21 protein-coding genes are annotated in these 20,223 nt (G+C 69.6%); 18 read left to right on the forward strand and 3 right to left on the reverse strand.

The features are described from left to right. The 4 genes from LF262_RS06235 (at nt 1) to LF262_RS06250 (ending at nt 4,177) form a co-directional block, all read left to right on the forward strand. Nucleotides 1–327 (forward strand): protealysin inhibitor emfourin, encoded by a 327-nt coding sequence (locus tag LF262_RS06235; protein ID WP_235779427.1) that lies wholly within the window; start codon nt 1–3, stop codon nt 325–327. A 128-nt stretch (nt 328–455) separates the two neighbouring features. Continuing rightward, the gene (gene pgm, locus LF262_RS06240) at nt 456–2,108 is read left to right on the forward strand and encodes a phosphoglucomutase (alpha-D-glucose-1,6-bisphosphate-dependent) (RefSeq protein WP_235779428.1); all 1,653 of its coding nucleotides are present in this window, start codon (nt 456–458) and stop codon (nt 2,106–2,108) included. Nucleotides 2,109–2,189: 81 nt separating this feature from the next. Continuing rightward, nucleotides 2,190–2,657, forward strand: coding sequence for a MarR family winged helix-turn-helix transcriptional regulator (locus LF262_RS06245; protein ID WP_235779429.1), 468 nt, complete (start codon nt 2,190–2,192; stop codon nt 2,655–2,657). Continuing rightward, nucleotides 2,654–4,177 (forward strand): MFS transporter, encoded by a 1,524-nt coding sequence (locus LF262_RS06250; protein ID WP_308190497.1) that lies wholly within the window; start codon nt 2,654–2,656, stop codon nt 4,175–4,177. The genes LF262_RS06245 and LF262_RS06250 overlap by 4 nt, the downstream gene beginning before the upstream one ends. Nucleotides 4,178–4,357: 180 nt before the next feature. Here the strand turns inward: LF262_RS06250 and LF262_RS06255 are convergent, their stop codons facing one another. Then, complete coding sequence (locus LF262_RS06255; protein ID WP_235779430.1) at nt 4,358–4,966, reverse strand: malonic semialdehyde reductase; 609 nt, start codon at nt 4,964–4,966, stop codon at nt 4,358–4,360. 198 nt (nt 4,967–5,164) lie between these two features. Here LF262_RS06255 and LF262_RS06260 point away from each other — a divergent pair, with 198 nt between their 5' ends. From LF262_RS06260 to idi, 13 genes are read left to right on the forward strand one after another with little or no spacing between them, the layout of a single operon-like run. Next, entirely contained in the window at nt 5,165–5,833 is a 669-nt protein-coding gene (locus LF262_RS06260; RefSeq protein WP_235779431.1) for a TetR/AcrR family transcriptional regulator, read from the forward strand. A 12-nt stretch (nt 5,834–5,845) separates the two neighbouring features. Next, the gene (locus tag LF262_RS06265; RefSeq protein ID WP_235779432.1) at nt 5,846–6,688 is read left to right on the forward strand and encodes an enoyl-CoA hydratase-related protein; all 843 of its coding nucleotides are present in this window, start codon (nt 5,846–5,848) and stop codon (nt 6,686–6,688) included. A 9-nt stretch (nt 6,689–6,697) separates the two neighbouring features. Beyond that, nucleotides 6,698–7,843, forward strand: a complete 1,146-nt coding sequence (locus LF262_RS06270; protein ID WP_235779433.1) for an acyl-CoA dehydrogenase family protein — start codon at nt 6,698–6,700, stop codon at nt 7,841–7,843. A 27-nt stretch (nt 7,844–7,870) separates the two neighbouring features. Then, on the forward strand, nt 7,871–8,617 hold the full coding sequence (locus LF262_RS06275; protein WP_235779434.1) for an SDR family NAD(P)-dependent oxidoreductase: 747 nt from the start codon (nt 7,871–7,873) through the stop codon (nt 8,615–8,617). 38 nt (nt 8,618–8,655) lie between these two features. Continuing rightward, nucleotides 8,656–10,320, forward strand: coding sequence for an AMP-binding protein (locus tag LF262_RS06280; RefSeq protein WP_235779435.1), 1,665 nt, complete (start codon nt 8,656–8,658; stop codon nt 10,318–10,320). Further along, nucleotides 10,317–11,537: an acyl-CoA dehydrogenase family protein gene (locus LF262_RS06285; RefSeq protein ID WP_235779436.1), complete on the forward strand. Its 1,221-nt coding sequence runs from the start codon at nt 10,317–10,319 to the stop codon at nt 11,535–11,537. Before LF262_RS06280 ends, LF262_RS06285 begins: the two co-directional genes overlap by 4 nt. A 4-nt stretch (nt 11,538–11,541) precedes the next feature. Further along, the gene (locus tag LF262_RS06290; protein ID WP_235779437.1) at nt 11,542–12,336 is read left to right on the forward strand and encodes an enoyl-CoA hydratase/isomerase family protein; all 795 of its coding nucleotides are present in this window, start codon (nt 11,542–11,544) and stop codon (nt 12,334–12,336) included. 5 nt (nt 12,337–12,341) lie between these two features. Beyond that, a complete protein-coding gene (locus LF262_RS06295) occupies nt 12,342–13,199 on the forward strand; it encodes a 3-hydroxyacyl-CoA dehydrogenase family protein (RefSeq protein WP_235779438.1) in 858 nt (285 codons plus the stop codon). Then, nucleotides 13,192–14,463, forward strand: coding sequence for an acyl-CoA dehydrogenase family protein (locus LF262_RS06300; RefSeq protein ID WP_235779439.1), 1,272 nt, complete (start codon nt 13,192–13,194; stop codon nt 14,461–14,463). Before LF262_RS06295 ends, LF262_RS06300 begins: the two co-directional genes overlap by 8 nt. Continuing rightward, nucleotides 14,463–15,233, forward strand: coding sequence for an SDR family NAD(P)-dependent oxidoreductase (locus LF262_RS06305; RefSeq protein WP_235779440.1), 771 nt, complete (start codon nt 14,463–14,465; stop codon nt 15,231–15,233). The genes LF262_RS06300 and LF262_RS06305 overlap by 1 nt, the downstream gene beginning before the upstream one ends. Before the next feature lie 14 nt (nt 15,234–15,247). Continuing rightward, complete coding sequence (locus LF262_RS06310; protein WP_235779441.1) at nt 15,248–15,673, forward strand: MaoC family dehydratase; 426 nt, start codon at nt 15,248–15,250, stop codon at nt 15,671–15,673. Between the two features lie 43 nt (nt 15,674–15,716). Further along, nucleotides 15,717–17,018: a uracil-xanthine permease family protein gene (locus LF262_RS06315; protein ID WP_235779442.1), complete on the forward strand. Its 1,302-nt coding sequence runs from the start codon at nt 15,717–15,719 to the stop codon at nt 17,016–17,018. A gap of 31 nt (nt 17,019–17,049) precedes the next feature. Beyond that, a complete protein-coding gene (gene idi / locus LF262_RS06320; RefSeq protein ID WP_235779443.1) occupies nt 17,050–17,592 on the forward strand; it encodes an isopentenyl-diphosphate Delta-isomerase in 543 nt (180 codons plus the stop codon). Nucleotides 17,593–17,618: 26 nt separating this feature from the next. Here idi and LF262_RS06325 read toward each other — a convergent pair whose 3' ends face one another. Then, nucleotides 17,619–18,734: a glycerate kinase gene (locus LF262_RS06325; RefSeq protein ID WP_235779444.1), complete on the reverse strand. Its 1,116-nt coding sequence runs from the start codon at nt 18,732–18,734 to the stop codon at nt 17,619–17,621. Between the two features lie 78 nt (nt 18,735–18,812). Here LF262_RS06325 and LF262_RS06330 point away from each other — a divergent pair, with 78 nt between their 5' ends. Further along, on the forward strand, nt 18,813–19,403 hold the full coding sequence (locus LF262_RS06330) for a TMEM175 family protein (RefSeq protein ID WP_235779445.1): 591 nt from the start codon (nt 18,813–18,815) through the stop codon (nt 19,401–19,403). Nucleotides 19,404–19,446: 43 nt separating this feature from the next. Here LF262_RS06330 and LF262_RS06335 read toward each other — a convergent pair whose 3' ends face one another. After that, nucleotides 19,447–20,187, reverse strand: a complete 741-nt coding sequence (locus LF262_RS06335; protein WP_235779670.1) for a glycerophosphodiester phosphodiesterase family protein — start codon at nt 20,185–20,187, stop codon at nt 19,447–19,449. Nucleotides 20,188–20,223 lie beyond the last annotated feature (36 nt).

Raw genomic sequence — 20,223 nt, forward strand, 5'->3', positions numbered from 1 at the left:
TTGAAGGTCGAGGTCACCCGTTCTGGCGGCGTCGCGGGGATAGCCCGGACGGGCGCCGTCCACTTCGCCATGCGCGGGGCCAGGGAACAGTCCGACGACGAGTGGGCCGCGCTCTACAGGCAGGCACGCAGCGAACGGGAACGGCTTCCTGTCGCCGAGAGCGCGGGGGGCTCGGGGCCCCGCGGCGGTGAGGGACCGGCGTCGCACGTGAGGGACGCGTTCCAGTGGACGCTCCGCCTCGGGCGCGAGCGCATCGAAGTCCCCGACAGCAACCTCGCGGGGGCGCTCCGCGAGCTCGCGGAAAGGGTCCTCGCCGAGGGTCAGTGAATCGAGGGCAGTGAAACAAGGAAGTGAATAAGGGTCGGTGAAGCCAGGAGGAGAGGGGTGGGTGACAGCCTGCCGAAATCTTTACCCTGCCGACACCCATTGTTGGCCTTGTCTGCAAAGCTAGGCACATGGCGAACCGTGCAGGCACTCTTGCCCTCCCCAACGACCTCGTGGACATCACCGCGCTCCTGGACGCGTACTACGACGTGTCCCCGGATCTGAACGATCCCGGCCAGCGCGTCGCCTTCGGGACGTCGGGCCACCGGGGCTCGAGCCTGAAGGCCTCGTTCAACGAGAAGCACATCGCCGCCATCACCCAGGCCATCGTGGAGTACCGCGCCGGTCAGGGCATCGAGGGCCCACTGTTCCTCGCGAAGGACACGCACGCCCTCTCCGAGCCCTCCACCAACACTGCGCTTGAGGTCCTCGCCGCCAACGGCGTCCAGGTCCTGGTCGACGCCCGGCATGGCTACACACCCACGCCTTCGGCGAGCCACGCGATCCTCAAGTACAACGCCGGCCGCGCCGAGAACGACCCGGGCCGCGCGGACGGGATCATCGTGACGCCGAGCCACAACCCGCCCTCGGACGGCGGTTTCAAGTACAACCCGCCGCACGGGGGCCCCGCGGACACGGACGCCACCGGCTGGATCGCGAACCGGGCCAACGAGCTGCTCGAGGCAGGCCTCTCGGGCGTCAAGCGCGTGCCGCTTGCCGATGCCCTCGCAGCGGACTCCACCGGCCAGTTCGACTTCCTCTCCTCCTACGTGGACGACCTCCCGCAGGTCCTGGACCTGGACGCCATCCGCAACGCCGGCGTTCGCATCGGCGCCGACCCGATGGGCGGCGCCTCGGTGGACTACTGGGGCGAGATCGGCGAGCGCCACCACCTCGACCTCACCGTGGTCAACCCGACCGTAGACCCGCAGTGGGCGTTCATGACGCTCGACTGGGACGAGAAGATCCGGATGGACTGCTCCTCCCCGTTTGCCATGGCCTCGCTGATCCAGAAGGTCTCCCAAGGCGCGAACTACGACATCGCGACGGGCAACGACGCCGACGCCGACCGCCACGGCATCGTCACCCCGGACGGCGGGCTCATGAACCCCAACCATTACCTCTCGGTGGCCATCGACTACCTCTACCGCCACCGCACCGGCTGGCGCCCGGACACCGTGGTGGGCAAGACTCTCGTGAGCTCGTCCATGATCGACCGAGTCGCCGACGGGCTCGGAAAGAAGCTCGTCGAGGTCCCGGTGGGCTTTAAGTGGTTTGTCCCCGGCCTGTTGAGCGGTCAGGGCGCATTCGGCGGTGAGGAGTCCGCGGGCGCGAGCTTCGTCAAGCGCGACGGCGGCGTGTGGACCACGGACAAGGACGGCATCCTCCTGTGCCTCCTCGCCTCCGAGATCAGGGCCGTCACCGGCAGGTCCCCGAGCGAGCTCTACGGTGAGCTGACCGCGAAGTACGGCTCGCCGTCGTACGCCCGGATCGACGCCGCGGCGAGCCGGGAGCAGAAGGCAAAGCTCGGCAAGCTCTCCGCCGAGGACGTCACCGCGACCGAGCTCGCGGGCGAGCCGATCACGGCCAAGCTCACCGAGGCGCCGGGCAACGGCGCGAAGATCGGCGGCCTCAAGGTCACCACCGAGAATGCGTGGTTCGCGGCACGGCCTTCCGGGACGGAGGACGTGTACAAGATCTACGCCGAATCATTCAAGGGCGACGACCACCTCAAGCAGGTCCAGGCGGAGGCCAAGGCGCTCGTGGACTCGGTCATCGCCTAGCCGTTCAGCGTGATCTACCCCAAGCGTCGGGGTGACACAGCACATATCATTAGCGTGGCTAATGAGCTAGGCTAAGTATCAATGGCTCCCCCGAACGCAACTGACATCGAACCCGACGCAACCACAACACCCGGCATCCTCGAACTCGCCGCCGAGCTGCGAGCCGCGATCATGCGCACGTCACGGATCCTGCGCACGCAGGCGAGCGGCGACGCCGTCAGCCCCAGCCAGCTCACCGTCCTCGCCCTCCTGCACAAGCGCGGCCCGCTCACCATGCGCCAACTCGCGGACATCGAACACGTGCAGGCCCCGAGCATGACCCGGACCGTGAACCACCTGTGCGAAGGCGAGTTCGTGGCCCGGGCCGAGCACCCGACGGACGGCCGGCAGGTCGTGGTCTCCCTGACCGAGGGCGGCCGGCAGGTCCTCGAGGAATCCCGGCGGCTGCGCGCGGCGTGGCTCGCGGGGCGCCTCGAAGGCCTTCCGCCCGCCGACCAGGCCACACTGCACCGCGCCGCCGAGCTGCTGCTGGAGATGAGCGCCCGATGAGCCGCATGTTCCGCGCCCTCCGGCACCCCAACTACCGCCTCTGGGCCGCTGGCGCCCTCGTCTCCAACGTCGGCACGTGGATGCAGCGAGTGGCCCAGGATTGGCTGGTCCTGACCCAGCTCACCGACCACGACGGCGCCGCCGTGGGAATCACCACGGGCCTCCAATTCCTGCCGATCCTCCTGCTCGGACCCTACGCGGGGCTCCTCGGCGACCGCCTGGACAAGCGCAAGCTGCTCCTCGCCACCCAGTCGGCGATGGGCCTGCTCGCACTCCTGCAGGGCGTGCTCGTCCTCACCGGAACTGCGCAGCTGTGGGAGATCTACGCGATTGCCCTCGCACTGGGCGTGGCCAGCGCACTTGACGTCCCGCCCCGGCAGGCGTTCGTCTCGGAGCTCGTGGGCCGCGCGGACGTGCCGAATGCCGTGGCCCTCAACTCCGCCTCATTCAATCTCGCGCGGCTTGCGGGCCCGGGGGTCGCGGGCCTGCTCATCGGCGCCATCGGCACCGGCTGGGTGTTCATGCTCAACGCCGCGACGTTCCTAGCCGTCCTGATCTCGCTCACACGCCTCCGGGAAGACCTGCTCCACCGCACACCGCCGCTGCGACGCGGCAAGGGCCAGATCCTCGCGGGCATCCAGTACGTGCGGACACAGCCGAGGATCCTGCTCATCCTGGTCATGGCTGGGCTCGTCGGGACGTTCACTCTCAACTTCCAGGTCACCAACGCGCTCATGGCGGCCGACGTGTTCCACACCGGCGCCGACGCCTACGGGCTCCTCGGCTCCATCCAAGCCATCGGCACCCTGGGTGGCGCCCTGCTCGCGGCGCGCCGGAAGCAACCACGGCTCACGCTGCTCGTCGCCTCCGCCGTGGGCCTGGGCGTGGCCACGATGGCTTCAGCGGCGATGCCGAGCTACATCGCCTATGCGGTGCTCCTCGTGTTCGTGGGCGTCACGGCGCTCACGTTCCTCAACAGCGCCAACACGATCATCCAGCTCACCACAGAGCCCGAGTACCGAGGCCGTGTCCTAGCCCTCTACATGGCCGTGATCCAAGGCGGGACCCCCATCGGGGCGCCCCTTGTCGGATGGATCGCGAACGCGGTCGGGACCCGGTGGGCGCTGCTCGCAGGAGGGCTGGCGGCGCTCATCGCAGGCCTCGTGGGCGTCTGGGCCCTCGCCCGCTGGGGCGACGGGACGCTCCGCGACCAGCTCCGTGCCGCCTGGACAGCCCGCCGCGCCGAGCAGATCGCCACGGGAACGCTCCCGGTGGTCGTCCCCGATGCGGGGTCACGTCCCAGCGTTGAGGGGTCACGTCCCAGCGTTGCGGGGTCACATCCCAGCGATGCGGGGTCACCGGCCGCGCACGACGGCGGCCACTCGCCCCTCGCGGGAGCGCCCAGCCCCGCCCGCGCCACGGCACGACCACCGCGCACACCGCTGGCGACGGGGCAGCACCCGGCCGTCACCCTGCGGCCCGAGCAGCCGCGGAAGGGCGCGCCGGCACCTGGCCATTGACACCTCAACTCACCGGACGTGACCCCTCAACGCAGGGAGGTGACCCCTCAGTGCAGGGAGGTGACCCCTCAGTGCAGGGAGGTGACCCCTCAACGGGAAAGATCTGGCCACTCGACCGCTGAATGGTCGAGTGGCCAGATCTTCGCTGTTGGGTGACCCCTGTCGCGGGCCGCGCCGGGATCAGATGGTCTCGACGACGTCCTCGTACGCGAACTTGGTCTTGGCCGGGCCCCAGGCGTCCTCCCCGGGCTGGCCGATGTTGACCACGAGGAAGCTCTTGCGGCCGCCCTGCGGGAAGAACTCTGCGTCAATCGCTGCGAAGTCGGCGCCCGTCATGGGGCCGGCGGCCAGACCGAGCGCGCGGACGGCGATGATGAAGTAGCCGGCCTGCAGATGCCCGTTGTCCCGCCCGGTGCCGTACCGGAGGGAATCGTCCGCCTCATACGTGCCCTTGACCCACTCGGCCGCGGCGGGCAGGAATGTGTCGGCACCCTCGTGCCACTCGGTGTCGAACGAGAGCACCGCGACGAGCGGCGCGGCCAGGGTCTTGGACGCGTTGCCGCCGCTCATGTGCGCCACGAGGCGCTCGCGCGCCTCCGGCGTGCGCACGTACGTGATGCGCAGCGGCTGGTTGTTGAATGCGGTCGGGCCGAACTTGGTCAGCTCGTAGATGGCCTGCGCCTGCTCCTCGGTCACCTCGCCGGTGAACGTGTTGGCCGTGCGTGCCTCGGCGAAGAGGGCGTCGACTGCGGCGGCGTCCAGCGCGGCTTCCTGATGGGCGATGCTCATATGTGTCTCCTCACGGCGGCCCGGCGGTCGCCTCCGAAAGAGGGAACACGCCGTCGTGCGCTCCCCTTCCCAGAGGGGACGGTGAGTTCCACCACATCCACGAGCGGGATGCCTTGACTAACGTGAGCCCGATCACTAGTCTCAAGGGAGTGAATGAAGATTCATTCACTCTGAATCCGGACTCATTATGGAGTGCACATGCAGACCAGCGAAGCCCGCATCGACGCCGCGGAGGCAGCACGCACCGCGCTCGTGGACTCCCGCAGGAGGCAGCTGCTCAATGCGGCCGCACGGCTCCTGGGCCGCGCTGGCTCCCAATCCGTGTCCATGCAGAACGTCGCGGACGAGGCCGGTGTGAGCGTCGGGCTCATCTACCGGTACTTCGGCAACAAACAGGAGCTCGTGCAGGCGGTCATCGAAGACGTGCTGCATGAGTTCAGCGTCCGCGTCGCCGAACCCGTTCAGGACGAGGCCGACCCAGTCCGGCGCATCGCCGCAGCGTTCGCGGGCTACTGCTCCGTGGTGCAGGAGCTCCGGGACGCCGCCGTCCTCGCCTACCAGGAATCCAAGACGCTCGAACCTGAAGGCCGCGAGACCGTCAAGGACCTCGAGGTCGAAAGCGCTGAGCCCCTCATGGCCGCCACCCGCGAGGCGATCCACGCCGGCCTCCTCCGCGATGTGAATCCGCGCCTCTTCGCCTACGACCTCCTCACCACGGCTCATCTCTGGGCCCTCAAGCGCTGGTACTTCAGCCGCTTCATGACCCATGGGGAGTACGTGGCCCAGCACACCGCGCTCTCCCTCTCCTCGGTACTGCGGCCCGAACACCGCGCCGACTACGCAGACCTCCTCGGCCCCCTCGCCTGAAAGGACACCGCCATGACTGACCAGACCACCGCCGTCAGCGCACCGACCGCCCCCGCGGTCCCAGCGTTCGAGGACATCATCTACGAGCGCCGCAACGCTGCGGCGGTCATCACCATCAACCGACCGGAGCGGTACAACGCCTTCCGCGGCAAGACCGTCGACGAGCTCATCAAGGCCTTCCGCCTCGCGTGGGCCGACCGCGGAGTCCAGGCCGTCATCCTCACGGGCGCCGGCGAGAAGGCCTTCTGCACCGGCGGCGACGTCAAGCAGCGGGCCGAGACCGGCGACTACGGGCCCACCGAGTCCGGCATGTTCGAGATCGGGAACCTCCACAAGCTCATTCGGGACATCCCGAAGCCCGTCATCGCGGCCGTCAATGGCGTCGCGGTGGGCGGCGGGCACGTACTGCACGTCCTGTGCGACCTCACGATCGCGTCCTCGACCGCCCGCTTCGGGCAGGCCGGCCCCCGCGTCGGCTCGTTCGACGCCGGGTTCGGCTCGGCCTACCTCGCGAGGGTGGTCGGCGAGAAGCGAGCCCGCGAGATCTGGTACCTGTGCCGCCAGTACGACGCCGCGACCGCCGAGCGCTGGGGCCTCGCCAACGCGGTGGTCGAGCCGGAGCGTCTCATGGAGGAGGCGATGGCGTGGGCCGACGAGATCTCGGCGAAGAGCCCGACGGCGATCCGCTTCCTCAAGCAGTCCTTCAACGCGGACACCGACCACCAGGCCGGACTGAGCAATATGGCCATGTCCGCCCTCGACCTGTTCGTGGCCTCGCCCGAGGGAATGGAGGGGGCGGCGGCCTTCGCCGAGAAACGCACGCCCGACTTCGCCAGCAAAGTCCAGTACCACTAGGGGGCAGCCATGGACTTCACGCTCACCGAACCACAGCAGCAGTTCATCAAGGAGGCCCGCGAGGTCGCCGCACAGATCGCGCCCGGCTACAAGCAGCGCGAAGCCGAGCGCCGCATCGAGCCGGAGGTGCGTCGCGAGATGGGCGCCCGGGGCCTCATCGCCCCCGAGCTTCCGGTCGAGCTCGGAGGCCGCGGGGAACAGCGCCTCACGTCCGGCCTCATCACGGAGGAGATCGCCCGCGGCGACTTCAACGTCGCGTACGTCCAGGTGGTCGGCTCGCTCGTGGGCCAGATCCTCGCGGCCAACGCGGCCCCGGAGGTCGTGGCCAAATACGTCCCTCGCATCACGAGCGGCGAGGGCATCGTAGCGATCGGGCTCTCCGAGCCCAACGCGGGCTCAGACGCCGGCAGTCCCTCCCTCACGGCCCGCCGTGAGCGCGGCGGCTGGGTCCTCAACGGGACGAAGTCGATGTCCTTCGCCCTCCAGGCGGACGCCGCCGTGGTCTTCGCGAAGACGGATCCCGAGCAGGGTCGCGGCCGAGGCATCAGCGCCTTCGTCACTGACCTGCATGCCGACGGCGTGGAGCTCGAGGCCGTGGACGACATGGGCACGAAGGCCGTGACGCGGGGCTTCGCCCACTACACCGAGGCGTGGATCCCGGACGAGAACCTCCTCGGCGCCGAAGGCCAGGGCTTCACCCAGGTCATGCACGGGTTCGACTTCTCGCGGGCACTCATCGGCCTGCAGTGCCTCGGAACCGCGGCCGTGACCGTCGAGGAGACGTGGGAGTACGTCAAGGGCCGAGAGGCCTTCGACAAGCCGCTGAGCACATTCCAGGGCGTCGCGTTCCCCCTCGCCGAGAGCGAGACGCTCCTCGCCGCAGCCCGCCTGCTCTGCCACCAGACGCTGTGGCTGAAGGACAACGGGCTGCCGCACACCGCCCAAGCCGCCATGTGCAAGTGGTGGGCGCCGAAGACGGCGTACGACGTCATCAACTCGTGCCTCCTCCTGCACGGCCAGTTCGGCTACCGCACGGACAAGCCGATCGAGCAGCGCCTCCGGGACGTCCTGGGCCTGCAGATCGGCGATGGAACCGCCCAGATCATGAAGATGATCATCGCCAGGAACATCGCGGGCCGCGCCTACGCGCCCTGAGCCCCCGCACCCATTCAAAGGAGAACCATGGGAAAGCTCGAGAACAAGATCGCGATCGTCACGGGCGGTGCCTCCGGCATCGGGAAGGGCATCGCCACCAAACTCGCAGCGGAGGGCGCCACCGTCGTCGTGAGCGACCTCAACGAGCCCGCCGCGAAGGAGACCGCGGCAGCGCTCGGCAACCGGTCGATCGGCGTGCGCACCGACGTCACGGCGCGCGAGTCCGTCGACGAGATGATCCGGTCCGTGAAGGAGGAATTTGGCCGCATCGATGTCCTCGTGAACAACGCAGGCTGGGACAAGGTCGGCCCGTTCGTGGACAGCGAGGTCGCAGACTGGGACCGCGTCGTCGCGATCAACCTCTACGGGACGCTGCACTGCAGCCAGGCGTTCCTGCGTGCCGCGGAGGGCCAGGAACGGGCGGCGATCGTGAACATCGCGTCCGACGCCGGCCGGGTCGGCTCCTCGGGCGAGGCCGTCTACTCCGCCGCGAAGGGCGGCATCATCTCGTTCAGCAAGACCCTTGCCCGCGAGACCGCCCGCCAGGGATTCACCGTGAACTGCGTGTCCCCTGGCCCCGCCGATACGCCGCTGTTCGCAGGGATCAGCGCCGAGAACCCCAAGCTGCGGGCGGCCCTTGAGAAGGCCATCCCGCTGCGCCGCCTGGCGCAGCCCGAGGACCTCGCCAACGCCGTCGCGTTCCTCGCCTCGGACGAGGCGGCGTACATCACCGGCCAGACCCTCTCGGTCTCCGGCGGACTCACGATGGCGTGAGCCGGATCCCCTCCCCGACTAGCCGAACGGACCCCACCATGAGCTCGCCCTTCGAGATGCTCCCGCTTCCCGCGGACGCGGACGACTTCAGGACCCACGGGTACTGGAGGGACCGCCTCCTCATCGACTACTTCGACGACGCCGTCGCTGCGGATCCGGGCAAGGTCGCCTCGATCGACTCCTCCGGCGCGACGACCTATGGCCAGATGGCGCAAGAAGTCGAGGCCGTCGCCGCCGGCCTCCTCGACCTCGGGGTGGAGGCCGGTGACACCGTGTCGATCCAGCTCTCGAACCGGCACGAGTGGATTGTGGCGCACCTCGCCGTCGAGCGCGTAGGCGCGGTCACCAACGCGCTCATCCCGATCTACCGCGACCGCGAGATCGAGTACATGGCCGCGAAGGCGCGCGCCAAGGTCATCTTCATCCCGGACACGTTCCGAAACTTCGACTACGCGGCGATGATCGGACGGCTGCGCGCTTCGCTGCCCGAACTGCGCCACGCCGTCGTGCTCGGAACGCCCCCCGCGCAGGAGCGAGGCCTCTTCCTCTCATGGGCGGACCTCGCCGAGCGCGGCCGCGCACGCGGCATCTCCGCGGAAGAGGTGGTGGCGCGGCGCCCGTCCCCGGACGATCTCGCGCTCATCATGTTCACGTCCGGGACAACGGGCCGGCCCAAGGGCGTCATGCACAGCCACAACTCTGTGCTCTCTGGCGCGCTGCCATGGCCCGACCGGCTCGGGATGGGCACTGACTCGGTGATCCACATGGCCTCGACGTTCGGCCACCTCACCGGGTACCTCTTCGGCGTCGCGCTGCCGATCATGCTCGGCGGGACGGCCGTTTTCCAGGAGGTCTGGAAGGCCGCAGAGTTCGTCGAGCTAGTCGAGAAGCACGGCATCCAGCACACCTCCGGCGCCACGCCGTTCCTCCAGGACATCCTCACCGCGCCGAACCTGGCCGACCACGACGTCTCGAGCCTCGCCCGGTTCTGCTGCATGGGCGCCCCGATCCCCCGGGCAGTCCTCCACGCCGCGAAGGAGAAGCTCCCCAGTCTGAACGTGTTCGGCGGCTGGGGCCAGACCGAGTGCTGTCTCGTGACAATGGGCAGCCCGGCGGACCCGGTAGAGAAGGTCCTCGACTCGGACGGCCGGGTGCTGCCGGGAATGAAGCTGCGCATCGTGGACTATGACGGCACTGCAGCCCCCGCCGGAACCGAGGGCAGGATCCAGATCCATGGCTCTTTCCTCTTCCGCGGCTACCTCGAACAGCTCGACGCGACGCTCAACGAGTTCGACGGCGAGTGGTTCGACACCGGCGACCTCGGCACGCAGGACGAGGACTCCTACGTCCGGCTTGCGGGCCGGACAAAGGACATCATCATGCGCGGCGGCGAGAACGTCCCCGTCGCCTACGTGGAGAACGTCCTCTACGAGCACCCGCGGATCGCGGCCGTCGCGCTCGTGGCAGTCCCCCATCCTCGCCTCCAGGAGATCGGCGGCGCGGTGGTGCAGCTCAAGGACTCGGACCCGTTCACACTCGACGACCTCAAGGTCTTCCTCGAGGCCAAAGGCCTCGCGAAGCCGTACTGGCCGGAGATCCTCAAGGTCGTTGATGAGCTGCCCAGGACGCCCAGCGGGAAGATCCAGAAATTCAAGATCCGGCAGGAACTGTCGGTGGAGTCCAAGCAGGAGGCACAGGCGTGACCGTCAACAGCACCGGCTCGGTCTTCGGGCCCGCCGACCTCACGGGCCTCGACGGCCAGCTCAACGCCGAGGAGAAGGACCTCGCCCTCGCGGTACGTGGTCTCGTCGACGAACACATCCGCCCGAACATCGCGGGCTGGTATGAGAAGGCCGTCTTCCCGAAGGAGATCATCCCCGAGCTTGCCGAGCTCCGCCTGCTCGGCATGCACCTGAAGGGCTACGGCTGTGCCGGACGCTCCGCGGTGATGTATGGGCTCGCCGCCTCCGAGCTCGAGGCCGGCGACTCCGGGCTGCGCACGTTCGTCTCCGTCCAGGGCTCGCTCGCGATGTCCGCGATCCACAAGCACGGCTCCGAGGAGCAGAAGCAGCGCTGGCTGCCCGAGATGGCGGCGGGACGGGCTGTCGGCTGCTTCGGGCTCACGGAGCCGACGGCGGGCTCGGACCCGGCCTCGATGCGCACCACCGCCGTGCAGGAGCCCGGCGGGGACTGGGTGCTCAACGGCGCGAAGCGGTGGATCGGCCTTGCCGCGATCGCCGACGTCGCGATCATCTGGGCGCAGACCGCCGAGCACGGCGATGCACGGGGCGTCCGCGGGTTCGTGGTCCCCACCGATACCGCGGGATTCAAGGCGGAGGCGATCGAGCCCAAGCTGTCGATGCGCGCCTCGGTGCAGTGCGACATCACGCTCGAGGACGTCAGGCTTCCGGCCGACGCGATCCTCCCCGCGGAGAGCGCGATTGGCCTCAAGGGCCCGTTCTCGTGCCTCAACGAGGCCCGCTACGGGATCATCTGGGGCGTCATGGGTGCGGCCCGGGACAGCTTCGAGGAAGTGCTGCGCTACAGCTCCGAGCGGACCCAGTTCGGCCGCCCGCTCTCCGCCTTCCAGCTGACCCAGGCCAAGCTGGCGGACATGTCGCTTGAGATCACAAAGGGCTACCTCCTGGCGCTCCAGATCGGCCGGGCGAAGGACGCGGGCAACCTCACCCCGACTATGATCTCGGTGGGCAAGCTCAACAACTGCCGCGAGGCCATCAAGATCGCCCGCGACGCGCGGGAGATGCTCGGCGGCAACGGCATCACACTCGACCATTCGCCCCTGCGGCACGCTAACAACCTCGAGTCGGTGCGCACCTACGAGGGCACCGACGAAGTCCATCAGCTCATTTTGGGCCGCGCGCTCACGGGTGTCGGCGCGTTCCAGGCCGCGGGGAGGTAACGCGGTGGAAACGACCTCCGAGACGATCACCACGTCGATCAGCGCGACGGGCACTGGCGCCATCGGGACCATCACCATCAACCGGCCCGAGGTCCGCAACGCCCTCTCGAAGACCGTCCTCGCCGAGATCGGCGCGGTCCTCGACTCGTGGGAGGACGATCCCGCTGTCGGTGCCATCGTGTTCACCGGCGCCGGCGAGAAGGCGTTCGTGGCCGGTGCGGACATCAGCCAACTCGCCGGCTACGACCTCGCGTACGGCCTCGCAGCACACATGCAGAAGCTCTACGACCGCATCGAGGACTACCCGAAGCCCACCATCGCGGCGATCAACGGCGTGGCGATGGGCGGCGGCCTCGAGCTCGCCATGAGCTGCGACATCCGCATCGCGGCCGACGGCGCGCGGATGGGCCTACCCGAGGCCACCCTCGGCGTCCTCCCGGGCGCCGGCGGGACGCAGCGCCTCACGCGTCTGGTCGGCACCGGCCGCGCCGTCGAGATGATCCTCACGAGCCGGGTACTGACGGCGGCCGAGGCCGAGCGCTACGGGCTCGTGACCGCCGTCGTACATCGCGAGGAGCTCGAGGCGACCGCCGCCGCGACTGCCGCGACGATCCTGTCGAAGGGCCCACTCGCGGTGCGGCTCGGCAAAATTGTGATCCGCCAGGGCGCCGAAACGGACCAGAAGACCGGCCTCCTGCTCGAGCGGCTCGCGCAGACGCTCCTGTACACGACCGAAGACAAGGCCGAGGGCGCCGCGGCGTTCCTTGCGAAGCGCACGCCAGAATTCGCGGGACGGTGATTGGGGTGGATGTGCGGAAGATCCTCGTGGTCGGCTCGGGCGCCATGGGCCGGCAGATCGGTATGGCAGCGGCCGTTGCGGGATTCACGACGGCGGTGCGCGACCTGAGCGCCGACGCCGTCGCCGCTGCCGAGGCGGACATGCGGCGCTGGCTCGATGGACGGGTCGCGAAGGGCCGGCTCACCGAGGCGGACGCCGCGGAGGCGGGGGAGCGCCTGACGTTCACCACGGACCTCACGGGCGCTGCGGCGGACGCGGACCTCGTAATCGAGGCCGCCACGGAGCGGCTTGACATCAAGCGGGCCATCTTCGCCGAGCTCGACGAGCTCGCCCCGGCCCACGCGATCCTCGCGACAAACTCCTCGACCCTGGCCTCCTCGACGGTTGCGGACGCGACCGACCGGCCCGAGAAGGTCTGCAACATGCACTTCTTCAACCCGGCGCTCGTGATGAAGGCCGTGGAAATCGTGCGGAACCCGCAGACCTCGGACGAGACCGTTGCGACGGTCATCGGCGTGGCCCGTGCGATGGGCAAATCCCCGGTGCTCCTGAACAGGGAGATTCCGGGGTTCGTGGCGAACCGGCTGATGGGGGCGGTTCGCGACGAGGCCCTGGCCCTGTACGCCGCAGGCGTCGCCTCGCTCGAGGACATCGACACCGCGGCCAAGGACGCGCTCGGGTACCCGATGGGCCCGTTCGAGCTCATGGACCTCGTGGGCCTCGACGTCACGTACCTCATCCGCCAAGCCGCCTACGCCCAGACCGGGGACGAGAAGGACCTTCCCCACCCGCTGATCACCGCCAAGTACGAGGCCGGCCAGTTCGGCCGCAAGACCGGGAAGGGCTGGTACACGTATGGATGAGCTGCTCGACGCCGGGCCAGGAACCGGCTTCGCCGAGACGGACGAGTACCTCGCGGCGCTCCGCGAGCGCCTCACCGTTCCGCGGGACACGGACTACATGCTCCTCGGCGAGAACCTCCCGGCGGACGCCGCAGACGCGCGGGCCCGTATGCGCGCGTTCGTGGACGCAAAGGTGCTGCCGGTGATCAACGGGTACTGGGAGCGCGCCGAATTCCCGTGGGAGCTCCTGCCGCACCTCGCCGCGACCGGCCTCGTCGGCGGCGTCATCAAGGGCCACGGCGCCGCGGGCCTCTCGCGACTCGCCGCGGGGCTGGCCACCGCGGAACTAGCGCGCGGCGACGGGTCGGTCAACACATTCCTGGGCGTCCAGGCCAACCTGACCATGGGCACCATCAACCTCCTCGGCTCTCAGGAGCAGAAGGACCGCTGGCTGCCCGGCATGGTGCGCCTGGAGAAGGTCGGCGCGTTCGCGCTCACCGAGCCACGGCACGGCTCCGATTCCGCGCACCTCGAGACGACCGCGCGCCGCGAGGGCGACTCATGGGTGATCAACGGCGCCAAGCGGTGGATCGGCAACGGCTCGATGGCCCATCTCGTAGTGATCTGGGCCCGCGACGAGGCGGACGGCGAGGTCAAGGCCTTCGTCATGGAGCGCGAGGACCCGCGCGACCCGAAGAGCCTGCCCGCGGGCTTCTCCGCGCGCACCATCGACGGGAAGGTCGGCAAGCGCGCCATCCTCCAGGCTGATCTCGCCTTCGACAACCTGCGCGTCCCGGACGCCAACCGGCTCCCGGAGGCGAACAGCTTCCGCGACACGAGCCGCGTGCTCGCGACGACGCGCGGCGGAGCGAGCTGGGAGGCCCTCGGGCATGGGATCGCGTGCTTCGAGGCGGCCGTCGCATACACGGAGATCCGCGAGCAGTTCGGTCAGCCCGTCGCGAACTACCAGCTGGTCCAGGCCACGCTCGCATCGATGCTCTCGGAGCTCACGGCCATGCAGCTCCTGTGCTTCCGCACGGCAGAGCTGCAGGAGGCCGGCACGTGGAGCGGAACGATGGCTTCGATCGCGAAGATGCACACGTCGAACAAGGCCCGCACCATCGCCCAGCAGGCCCGTGACCTCCTCGGCGGCAATGGCCTGCTCCTCGACTTCCACGTGGCCCGGCACCTCACGGACATGGAGGTGGTGCACACGTACGAGGGGACGGAGTTCGTCCAGTCGCTCCTCATCGGGCGCAAGGTCACCGGGAAGTCGGCATTCTGATGGGAACCTTCGAGGGCCGGCGCGTCCTGCTCGTGGGCACCGGCGGGATTGGCGCCGCGGTCGCGGGGCGGCTCGCGGGCGAGGGCGCGCGCGTCTTCGGCACGTACCGCTCCGATCACGACGGCGCCGCCGCCCTCGGTGCCCTGCTCCCTGCCGGCTCGTGGGCGGGTTCCGCACCGCTCGACGCCGCAGATCCCCAGTCCGCGCACGACGTCGCGGGGCCGGCCGGGAGGGCCGCCGCCGCCCTCGGGGGACTCGACACCCTCGTGGTCACCACCGGCCACCGCCACCCGCTCGCGCTCTTGACGGCCACCGCACCGGACACTCTCGAAGACATCGTCCGCACCGAACTGCTTGGCCCCCTGCTGCTCGTGCGGGCAGTGCTCCCGGGCATGCTCGAGGCGGGCTTCGGACGGATCGTCCTGGTGGGGTCAGACAGCGGCAAGGCGGGCACCCTCGGCGACGCCGCGTCGTCGTCCGCCCGGGCCGGACTGCACGGGCTCGTACGTGCAGTCGCCCGCGAGACGGCCCGGAAGGACGTGACCATCAACGTGGTCTCCCCCGGCCCCACCGACACCGGGCTCCTCGAGGGCATGCTCGCCGCCGACGGCCTCACCGGGAAGGTCATGGCCGGGACGGTCAAGGCCGTGCCGAAGGGCCGGGCGGCGCGCCCCGAGGAGATCGCCGCGGCGGTCGCGTACCTCGCCTCCACCGACGCCGGATTTACGACGGGCCAGGTCCTGTCCGTGTCCGGCGGCCTCACGATGTAGACCCAGGAGACCCATTGGACGCCGCACCCTTCGACCCGACCCGGGTCACGACCTTCCGCAAGACGGTCACGGAGACCGACCTCGTGCTGTTCGCCGGCATCACCGGTGACTTCGCGAGCAACCACACCGACGAGGAGTACATGCGGGGCACCCCGTTCGGGACGCGCCAGGTCCACGGGGCGCTCCTCGTCGGGTTCATGTCCGCCGTCGCGGCGCGGGCGCTCGAGGACGCGCGGCCCGCGGGGCTCACGCCGGTCTCCCTCGGCTACGACCGCATCCGCTTCATCCGGCCCGTATTTCCAGGCCAGACCCTCGCGCTGCGCCACGAGTGGGCGGACTACGATGCGGACGCCGGGCGGGCCACAGCGGACGTCGAGTTGCGCGCGGACGGCGAGGTGACCGCCGTGGCCCGCCACGTGGTCAAGTGGGTTCGGGGATAAAATATCCCCCGACCCGCCCACTCCGCCGCTCGAAAGGCGCCCCATGAGCATGCTCGGAACCACATGGACCCTCCACGGGGACGGCCGCTCGGTGCGCCCCGGCGAGGTTGTCACGCCGAACGAGCGCCTCGCGTGGCCGATCACTGTCGGCGTGGGCCTCCAGCACGTCGTGGCGATGTTCGGAGCGACGTTCCTCGTGCCCATCCTCACGCACATGCCTCCGGCCACGACCCTGTTCTTCTCGGGTATCGGCACGCTGCTGTTCCTCGTCGTCACGCGCGGACGGGTTCCGAGCTACCTGGGTTCATCGTTCGCGTTCATCGCCCCGATCCTGGCCTCGCAGCAGCAGTTCGGGGTGGCCGGGGCGCTCGGCGGGGTGGTCGTGGCCGGCGTCGTGCTCGCGGCGGTGGGAGCCGTGGTGCAGGCTTTCGGGGCACACTGGATCAACATCGTCATGCCGCCCGTGGTGACCGGCACGATCGTGGCCCTGATTGGGCTCAACCTCGCGCCCGCGGCGAAGCAGAACTTCGACGCCGCGCCGGTCACGGCGCTCGTCACCCTTGCCGCGATCATCCTCGTCTCGGTGCTCTTCCGTGGGATCCTGGGCCGGCTGAGCATCCTCGTCGGCGTAGTGGTCGGATACCTCGTGGCCGTGTGGCGCGGGGAAGTGGACTTCTCCAAGGTCGACGCGGCTGCCTGGATCGGACTTCCCCAGTTCCAGACACCGGCGTTCCACCTGGGCGTGCTCGGGCTGTTCGTGCCCGTGGTGCTGGTGCTGGTCGCCGAGAACGTGGGGCATGTGAAGAGCGTCGCGGCAATGACCGGCGCGAACCTCGACGACATGGCCGGCCGCGCCCTCATGGCCGATGGCGCCGCAACCGTCCTCGCGGGGTTCGGCGGCGGCTCCGGCACCACGACCTATGCCGAGAACATCGGGGTCATGGCGGCAACGAAGGTGTACTCGACGGCCGCGTACTGGGTCGCGGGCATCACGGCACTCCTGTTGAGCTTCTCTCCCAAGTTCGGCGAGCTCATCGCCACCGTCCCCGCCGGCGTCCTCGGGGGCGCCGCGACGATGCTGTACGGCATGATCGGCGTGCTCGGCGTGAAGATCTGGGTGCAGAACCGGGTCAACTTCTCCAACCCGGTGAACATCACCACGGCGGCAGTGGCGTTGATCGTGGGCATCGCGGACTACACGTGGAAGATCGCGGACCTCGCGTTCGCCGGGATCGCGCTCGGCTCCGCCGCCGCCCTCGTGGTCTATCACGGCATGAGGGCGCTCGCCCGGTGGCGCGGGACAGCGACGGACGATGCCGTGGAGCCCGACGTCCGCAGCCGCTGAGCCAGGCGGCCACAGCTGGGAGAATAGACGGATGGCCAGTGCGGAGAACATCACCGAAGAGCTCGTGCAGCTCATGGACGACGACGGCACCCCCCTCGGCACCGCGCCGAAGGCAGCCGTCCACACCGAGAACACGCCACTTCACCTCGCCTTCTCGTGCCACGTGTTCAGCTGGGACGGGCGTGTTCTCGTGACGCGGCGGGCGCTGTCGAAGAGGACGTGGCCCGGGGTCTGGTCCAACGCGTTCTGCGGGCACCCCTCGCCGGGCGAAGCGTTCGAAGAGGCGATCCGGCGCCGCGCGGAGCAGGAGCTCGGGCTCTCGGTCGACGCGATCGAGCCCGTGCTTCCGGACTTCCGGTACCGGGCGGTGGATGCGTCCGGGATTGTCGAGTTCGAGATTTGCCCGGTGTTCCGGGCCGTAGCCGCCGCGGATCCGGCGCCGAACCCGGATGAGGTGGCCGAGTGGGCCTGGTCTGATCCCGAGGAGTTCCGCTCCGCCGTCGCGGCGGCGCCCTACGCCTTCAGCCCCTGGCTGGTCCTGCAGCTCGACGCGTTGGCGGCCCAGGGGCAATAGACGCGGTCGGTGCGGCACAACGCCGTTCAGGCGCCAGCGAGGAGCTCCGCGACCGCGCGGCGGAGGTACTGGGCGCCGTCCGCCATCGCCTCAGCGGGACTGGGCGCGAGGTCCACGAGGGCACCGGCCGCCTCGATGCCGTGCGCTGCCAGCTGCTCGGGGGTGGCAAGAATTCGGCCCGCGACGGCGATCACCGGTATTCCGCGGGCACGCGCCCGATCCGCGAGCGCAATCGGCGCTTTGCCGGTGAGCGACTGCTCATCCAAGGAGCCCTCGCCCGTGATGACGAGGTCCGCTCCATCAAGCTGGACGTCGAGCTCCACGAGCTCGGCCACGAGGTCGAACCCGCTCTCGAGCCGCGCGTCGGTGAAGGCCAGGAACGCGGCCGGGAAGCCGCCGGCTGCACCCGCGCCGGGGATGTCGACATCGCGGCCCGTCGCGTCGGCGAGCGCCTTCGCCCACGTCCGCAGGCCGGCGTCGAGCACCTCCACCGTCTCCGGATCGGCGCCCTTCTGCGGACCGAACACGTGGGCCGCACCATCCGGTCCGACGAGCGGGTTGCCGACGTCGACGGCGATGCGCAGCGCAGCAGCAAAGAGGCGCGGATCGAGCGCGGACGCGTCAATGGAGGCGATGTCCGCCAGCGCCGCCCCACCCAGGGGAACAACGTTCCCGGCGGCGTCGAGGGGCAGCAGCCCGAGCGCCCGGAGCGCGCCGGACCCGCCGTCGGTCATCGCAGAGCCGCCGAGGCCCAGCAGGATCTCGGTGGCCCCCGCATCCAGCGCCGCGGCCACGAGCTGGCCCGCGCCGTAGGAGTGCGCCCGGCGGGCGGTCTGGGCATCGGGATCGGACCCGAGTGCCGCGAGGCCGGACGCCTGCGCCGTCTCGATGACCGCGGTCGTGCCGCGAATGGCCCATGCCGCTCCCACCGGCTTGATGAGCGGCCCGGTGACAGCCCTGATGCGCTCCTCGAACCCCGCCGCGAGGGCCGCCTCGAGGGTGCCCTCGCCGCCATCGGCGACTGGGACGCGCGTGATCGCGGCGTCCGGGTAGACGCTCAGCGCGCCCTCCGCCATGGCCTCCGCGGCCTCGGCAGCGGTAAGGGAGCCTTTGAACTTGTCCGGGGCGATGAGAATGTGCATTGCCTCATCCTGCCAGCCGCTGCCGACAGTCGTGGAGCCCTGTGTCCGGACCTTGACTCGCGGTGGTTCAATGAGCGCGTGGAGACCACCCGCGTCGAGGCGTTCAGCGACGGCGTCCTGGCCATCGCGATCACCATCATGGTCCTCGAGCTCAAGACCCCGCAGACCCCCGACCTCCACGGGCTCCTCAGCGTCCTGCCGACCCTGCTGACCTATGTGCTGAGCTTCGTGTACATCGGGATCTACTGGACCAACCACCACCACCTCATGAATCTCACGCAACGGGTGGACGGAGCGTCCCTGTGGGGGAACCTCAATCTGCTGTTCTGGCTCTCGGTGGTGCCGTTCACCACCCGCTGGATGGATGAGAGCACGCTCGCGACCCTGCCCGTGCTCGTGTACGGCGTCAATCTCCTCGGCGCAGCCGTGTCGTATTCGATCCTGCAGAGGCGGCTGGTCCACGTCCAGGGTGCGGAAAGCCGCCTGGCCCGGGCCATCCGTAACGACACGAAGGGCAAGTGGTCGATGGCCCTCTACGTTCTCGGGTGCGCCAGCGCGTTCCTGTCCGTGTGGGTGAGTGTGGCGGCGTACATTGCGGTCGCCGCGATGTGGATCGTGCCGGACCGCCGGATCGAGCGCGCTCTCGCCGCGGGCGACGCCGACGCCTAGGCGCCGCGGCACCTCACCGCCGCTCCCCTCGCCCGCCGGCTCACTACCTGGGCGGCCAGGTGCCCCTGGCCTCGAGCACCGAGCGCAGCACATCGGCCCTGTCTGTCAGGAGGCCGTCCACGCCAAGGTCGAGGAGCCGGTTCATGTCCCCGGCCTCGTTGACGGTCCACACGTGCACCTGCAGCCCGAGCCGGTGCGCCCGGGCGAGGAACGGGGGCGTGACCACGCGCAGGCCCCGGAAGTACTCGGGCACCTGGAGGGCGCCGATGTCCCTCACCGCGCGGCGCAGCAGCGCACCCGGCAGCGGCGCCCCGAGCAGCCGCACGGCGCCGGCGGATTCCACTCCCGAGGACGACTCCACCGGCCGTGACAGCCGCGCAAGCACCGCCCGCCGTCGCGCATCCGAAAACGACGTGACAAGCACCCGCTCGTGCAGCCCCATCCACTCGATGAGCTCCGCAAGGGGCGCCACTGCCTCAGCAGACTTCACATCCACGTTGAAGTATGCATCGGGCAGGTCCTCCGCAAGCTCCGCGAACAGGGGGACGCGCTCTGCGGCGCCGATTCTCGCGGCGGCCACGGAGGCCCAATCCAGCTGTGCCACCGCCCCGGACCGGTCCGTGACGCGGTCAAGCCTTTCGTCATGGAAGGCGACCAACGCGCCGTCGTGCGTGGCCCGCACATCCGTCTCGAGGTGCGTGAATCCCAGATCCCACGCGGCCCGGAACGCGGTGAGGGTGTTCTCCAGCCCGTCGCGGGAGAATCCCCGGTGCGCGAACGCCATCGGCGCTGAATGCAGGAACGCCACGCGCCCCACGCT

This window comes from Sinomonas notoginsengisoli (genome assembly GCF_021554725.1).
In the GTDB taxonomy this organism is placed as follows: Bacteria; Actinomycetota; Actinomycetes; order Actinomycetales; family Micrococcaceae; genus Sinomonas; species Sinomonas notoginsengisoli.

Bases quoted from the DNA above. Each gene is read 5' to 3' on its own strand.
- pgm (WP_235779428.1), top strand. From the start codon at position 456: ATGGCGAACCGTGCAGGCACTCTTGCCCTCCCCAACGACCTCGTGGAC.
- LF262_RS06245 (WP_235779429.1), top strand. From the start codon at position 2,190: ATGGCTCCCCCGAACGCAACTGACATCGAACCCGACGCAACCACAACA.
- LF262_RS06250 (WP_308190497.1), top strand. From the start codon at position 2,654: ATGAGCCGCATGTTCCGCGCCCTCCGGCACCCCAACTACCGCCTCTGG.
- LF262_RS06255 (WP_235779430.1), bottom strand. From the start codon at position 4,966: ATGAGCATCGCCCATCAGGAAGCCGCGCTGGACGCCGCCGCAGTCGAC.
- LF262_RS06260 (WP_235779431.1), top strand. From the start codon at position 5,165: ATGCAGACCAGCGAAGCCCGCATCGACGCCGCGGAGGCAGCACGCACC.
- LF262_RS06265 (WP_235779432.1), top strand. From the start codon at position 5,846: ATGACTGACCAGACCACCGCCGTCAGCGCACCGACCGCCCCCGCGGTC.
- LF262_RS06270 (WP_235779433.1), top strand. From the start codon at position 6,698: ATGGACTTCACGCTCACCGAACCACAGCAGCAGTTCATCAAGGAGGCC.
- LF262_RS06275 (WP_235779434.1), top strand. From the start codon at position 7,871: ATGGGAAAGCTCGAGAACAAGATCGCGATCGTCACGGGCGGTGCCTCC.
- LF262_RS06280 (WP_235779435.1), top strand. From the start codon at position 8,656: ATGAGCTCGCCCTTCGAGATGCTCCCGCTTCCCGCGGACGCGGACGAC.
- LF262_RS06300 (WP_235779439.1), top strand. From the start codon at position 13,192: ATGGATGAGCTGCTCGACGCCGGGCCAGGAACCGGCTTCGCCGAGACG.
- LF262_RS06305 (WP_235779440.1), top strand. From the start codon at position 14,463: ATGGGAACCTTCGAGGGCCGGCGCGTCCTGCTCGTGGGCACCGGCGGG.
- LF262_RS06315 (WP_235779442.1), top strand. From the start codon at position 15,717: ATGAGCATGCTCGGAACCACATGGACCCTCCACGGGGACGGCCGCTCG.
- idi (WP_235779443.1), top strand. From the start codon at position 17,050: ATGGCCAGTGCGGAGAACATCACCGAAGAGCTCGTGCAGCTCATGGAC.
- LF262_RS06325 (WP_235779444.1), bottom strand. From the start codon at position 18,734: ATGCACATTCTCATCGCCCCGGACAAGTTCAAAGGCTCCCTTACCGCT.
- LF262_RS06335 (WP_235779670.1), bottom strand. From the start codon at position 20,187: ATGGCGTTCGCGCACCGGGGATTCTCCCGCGACGGGCTGGAGAACACC.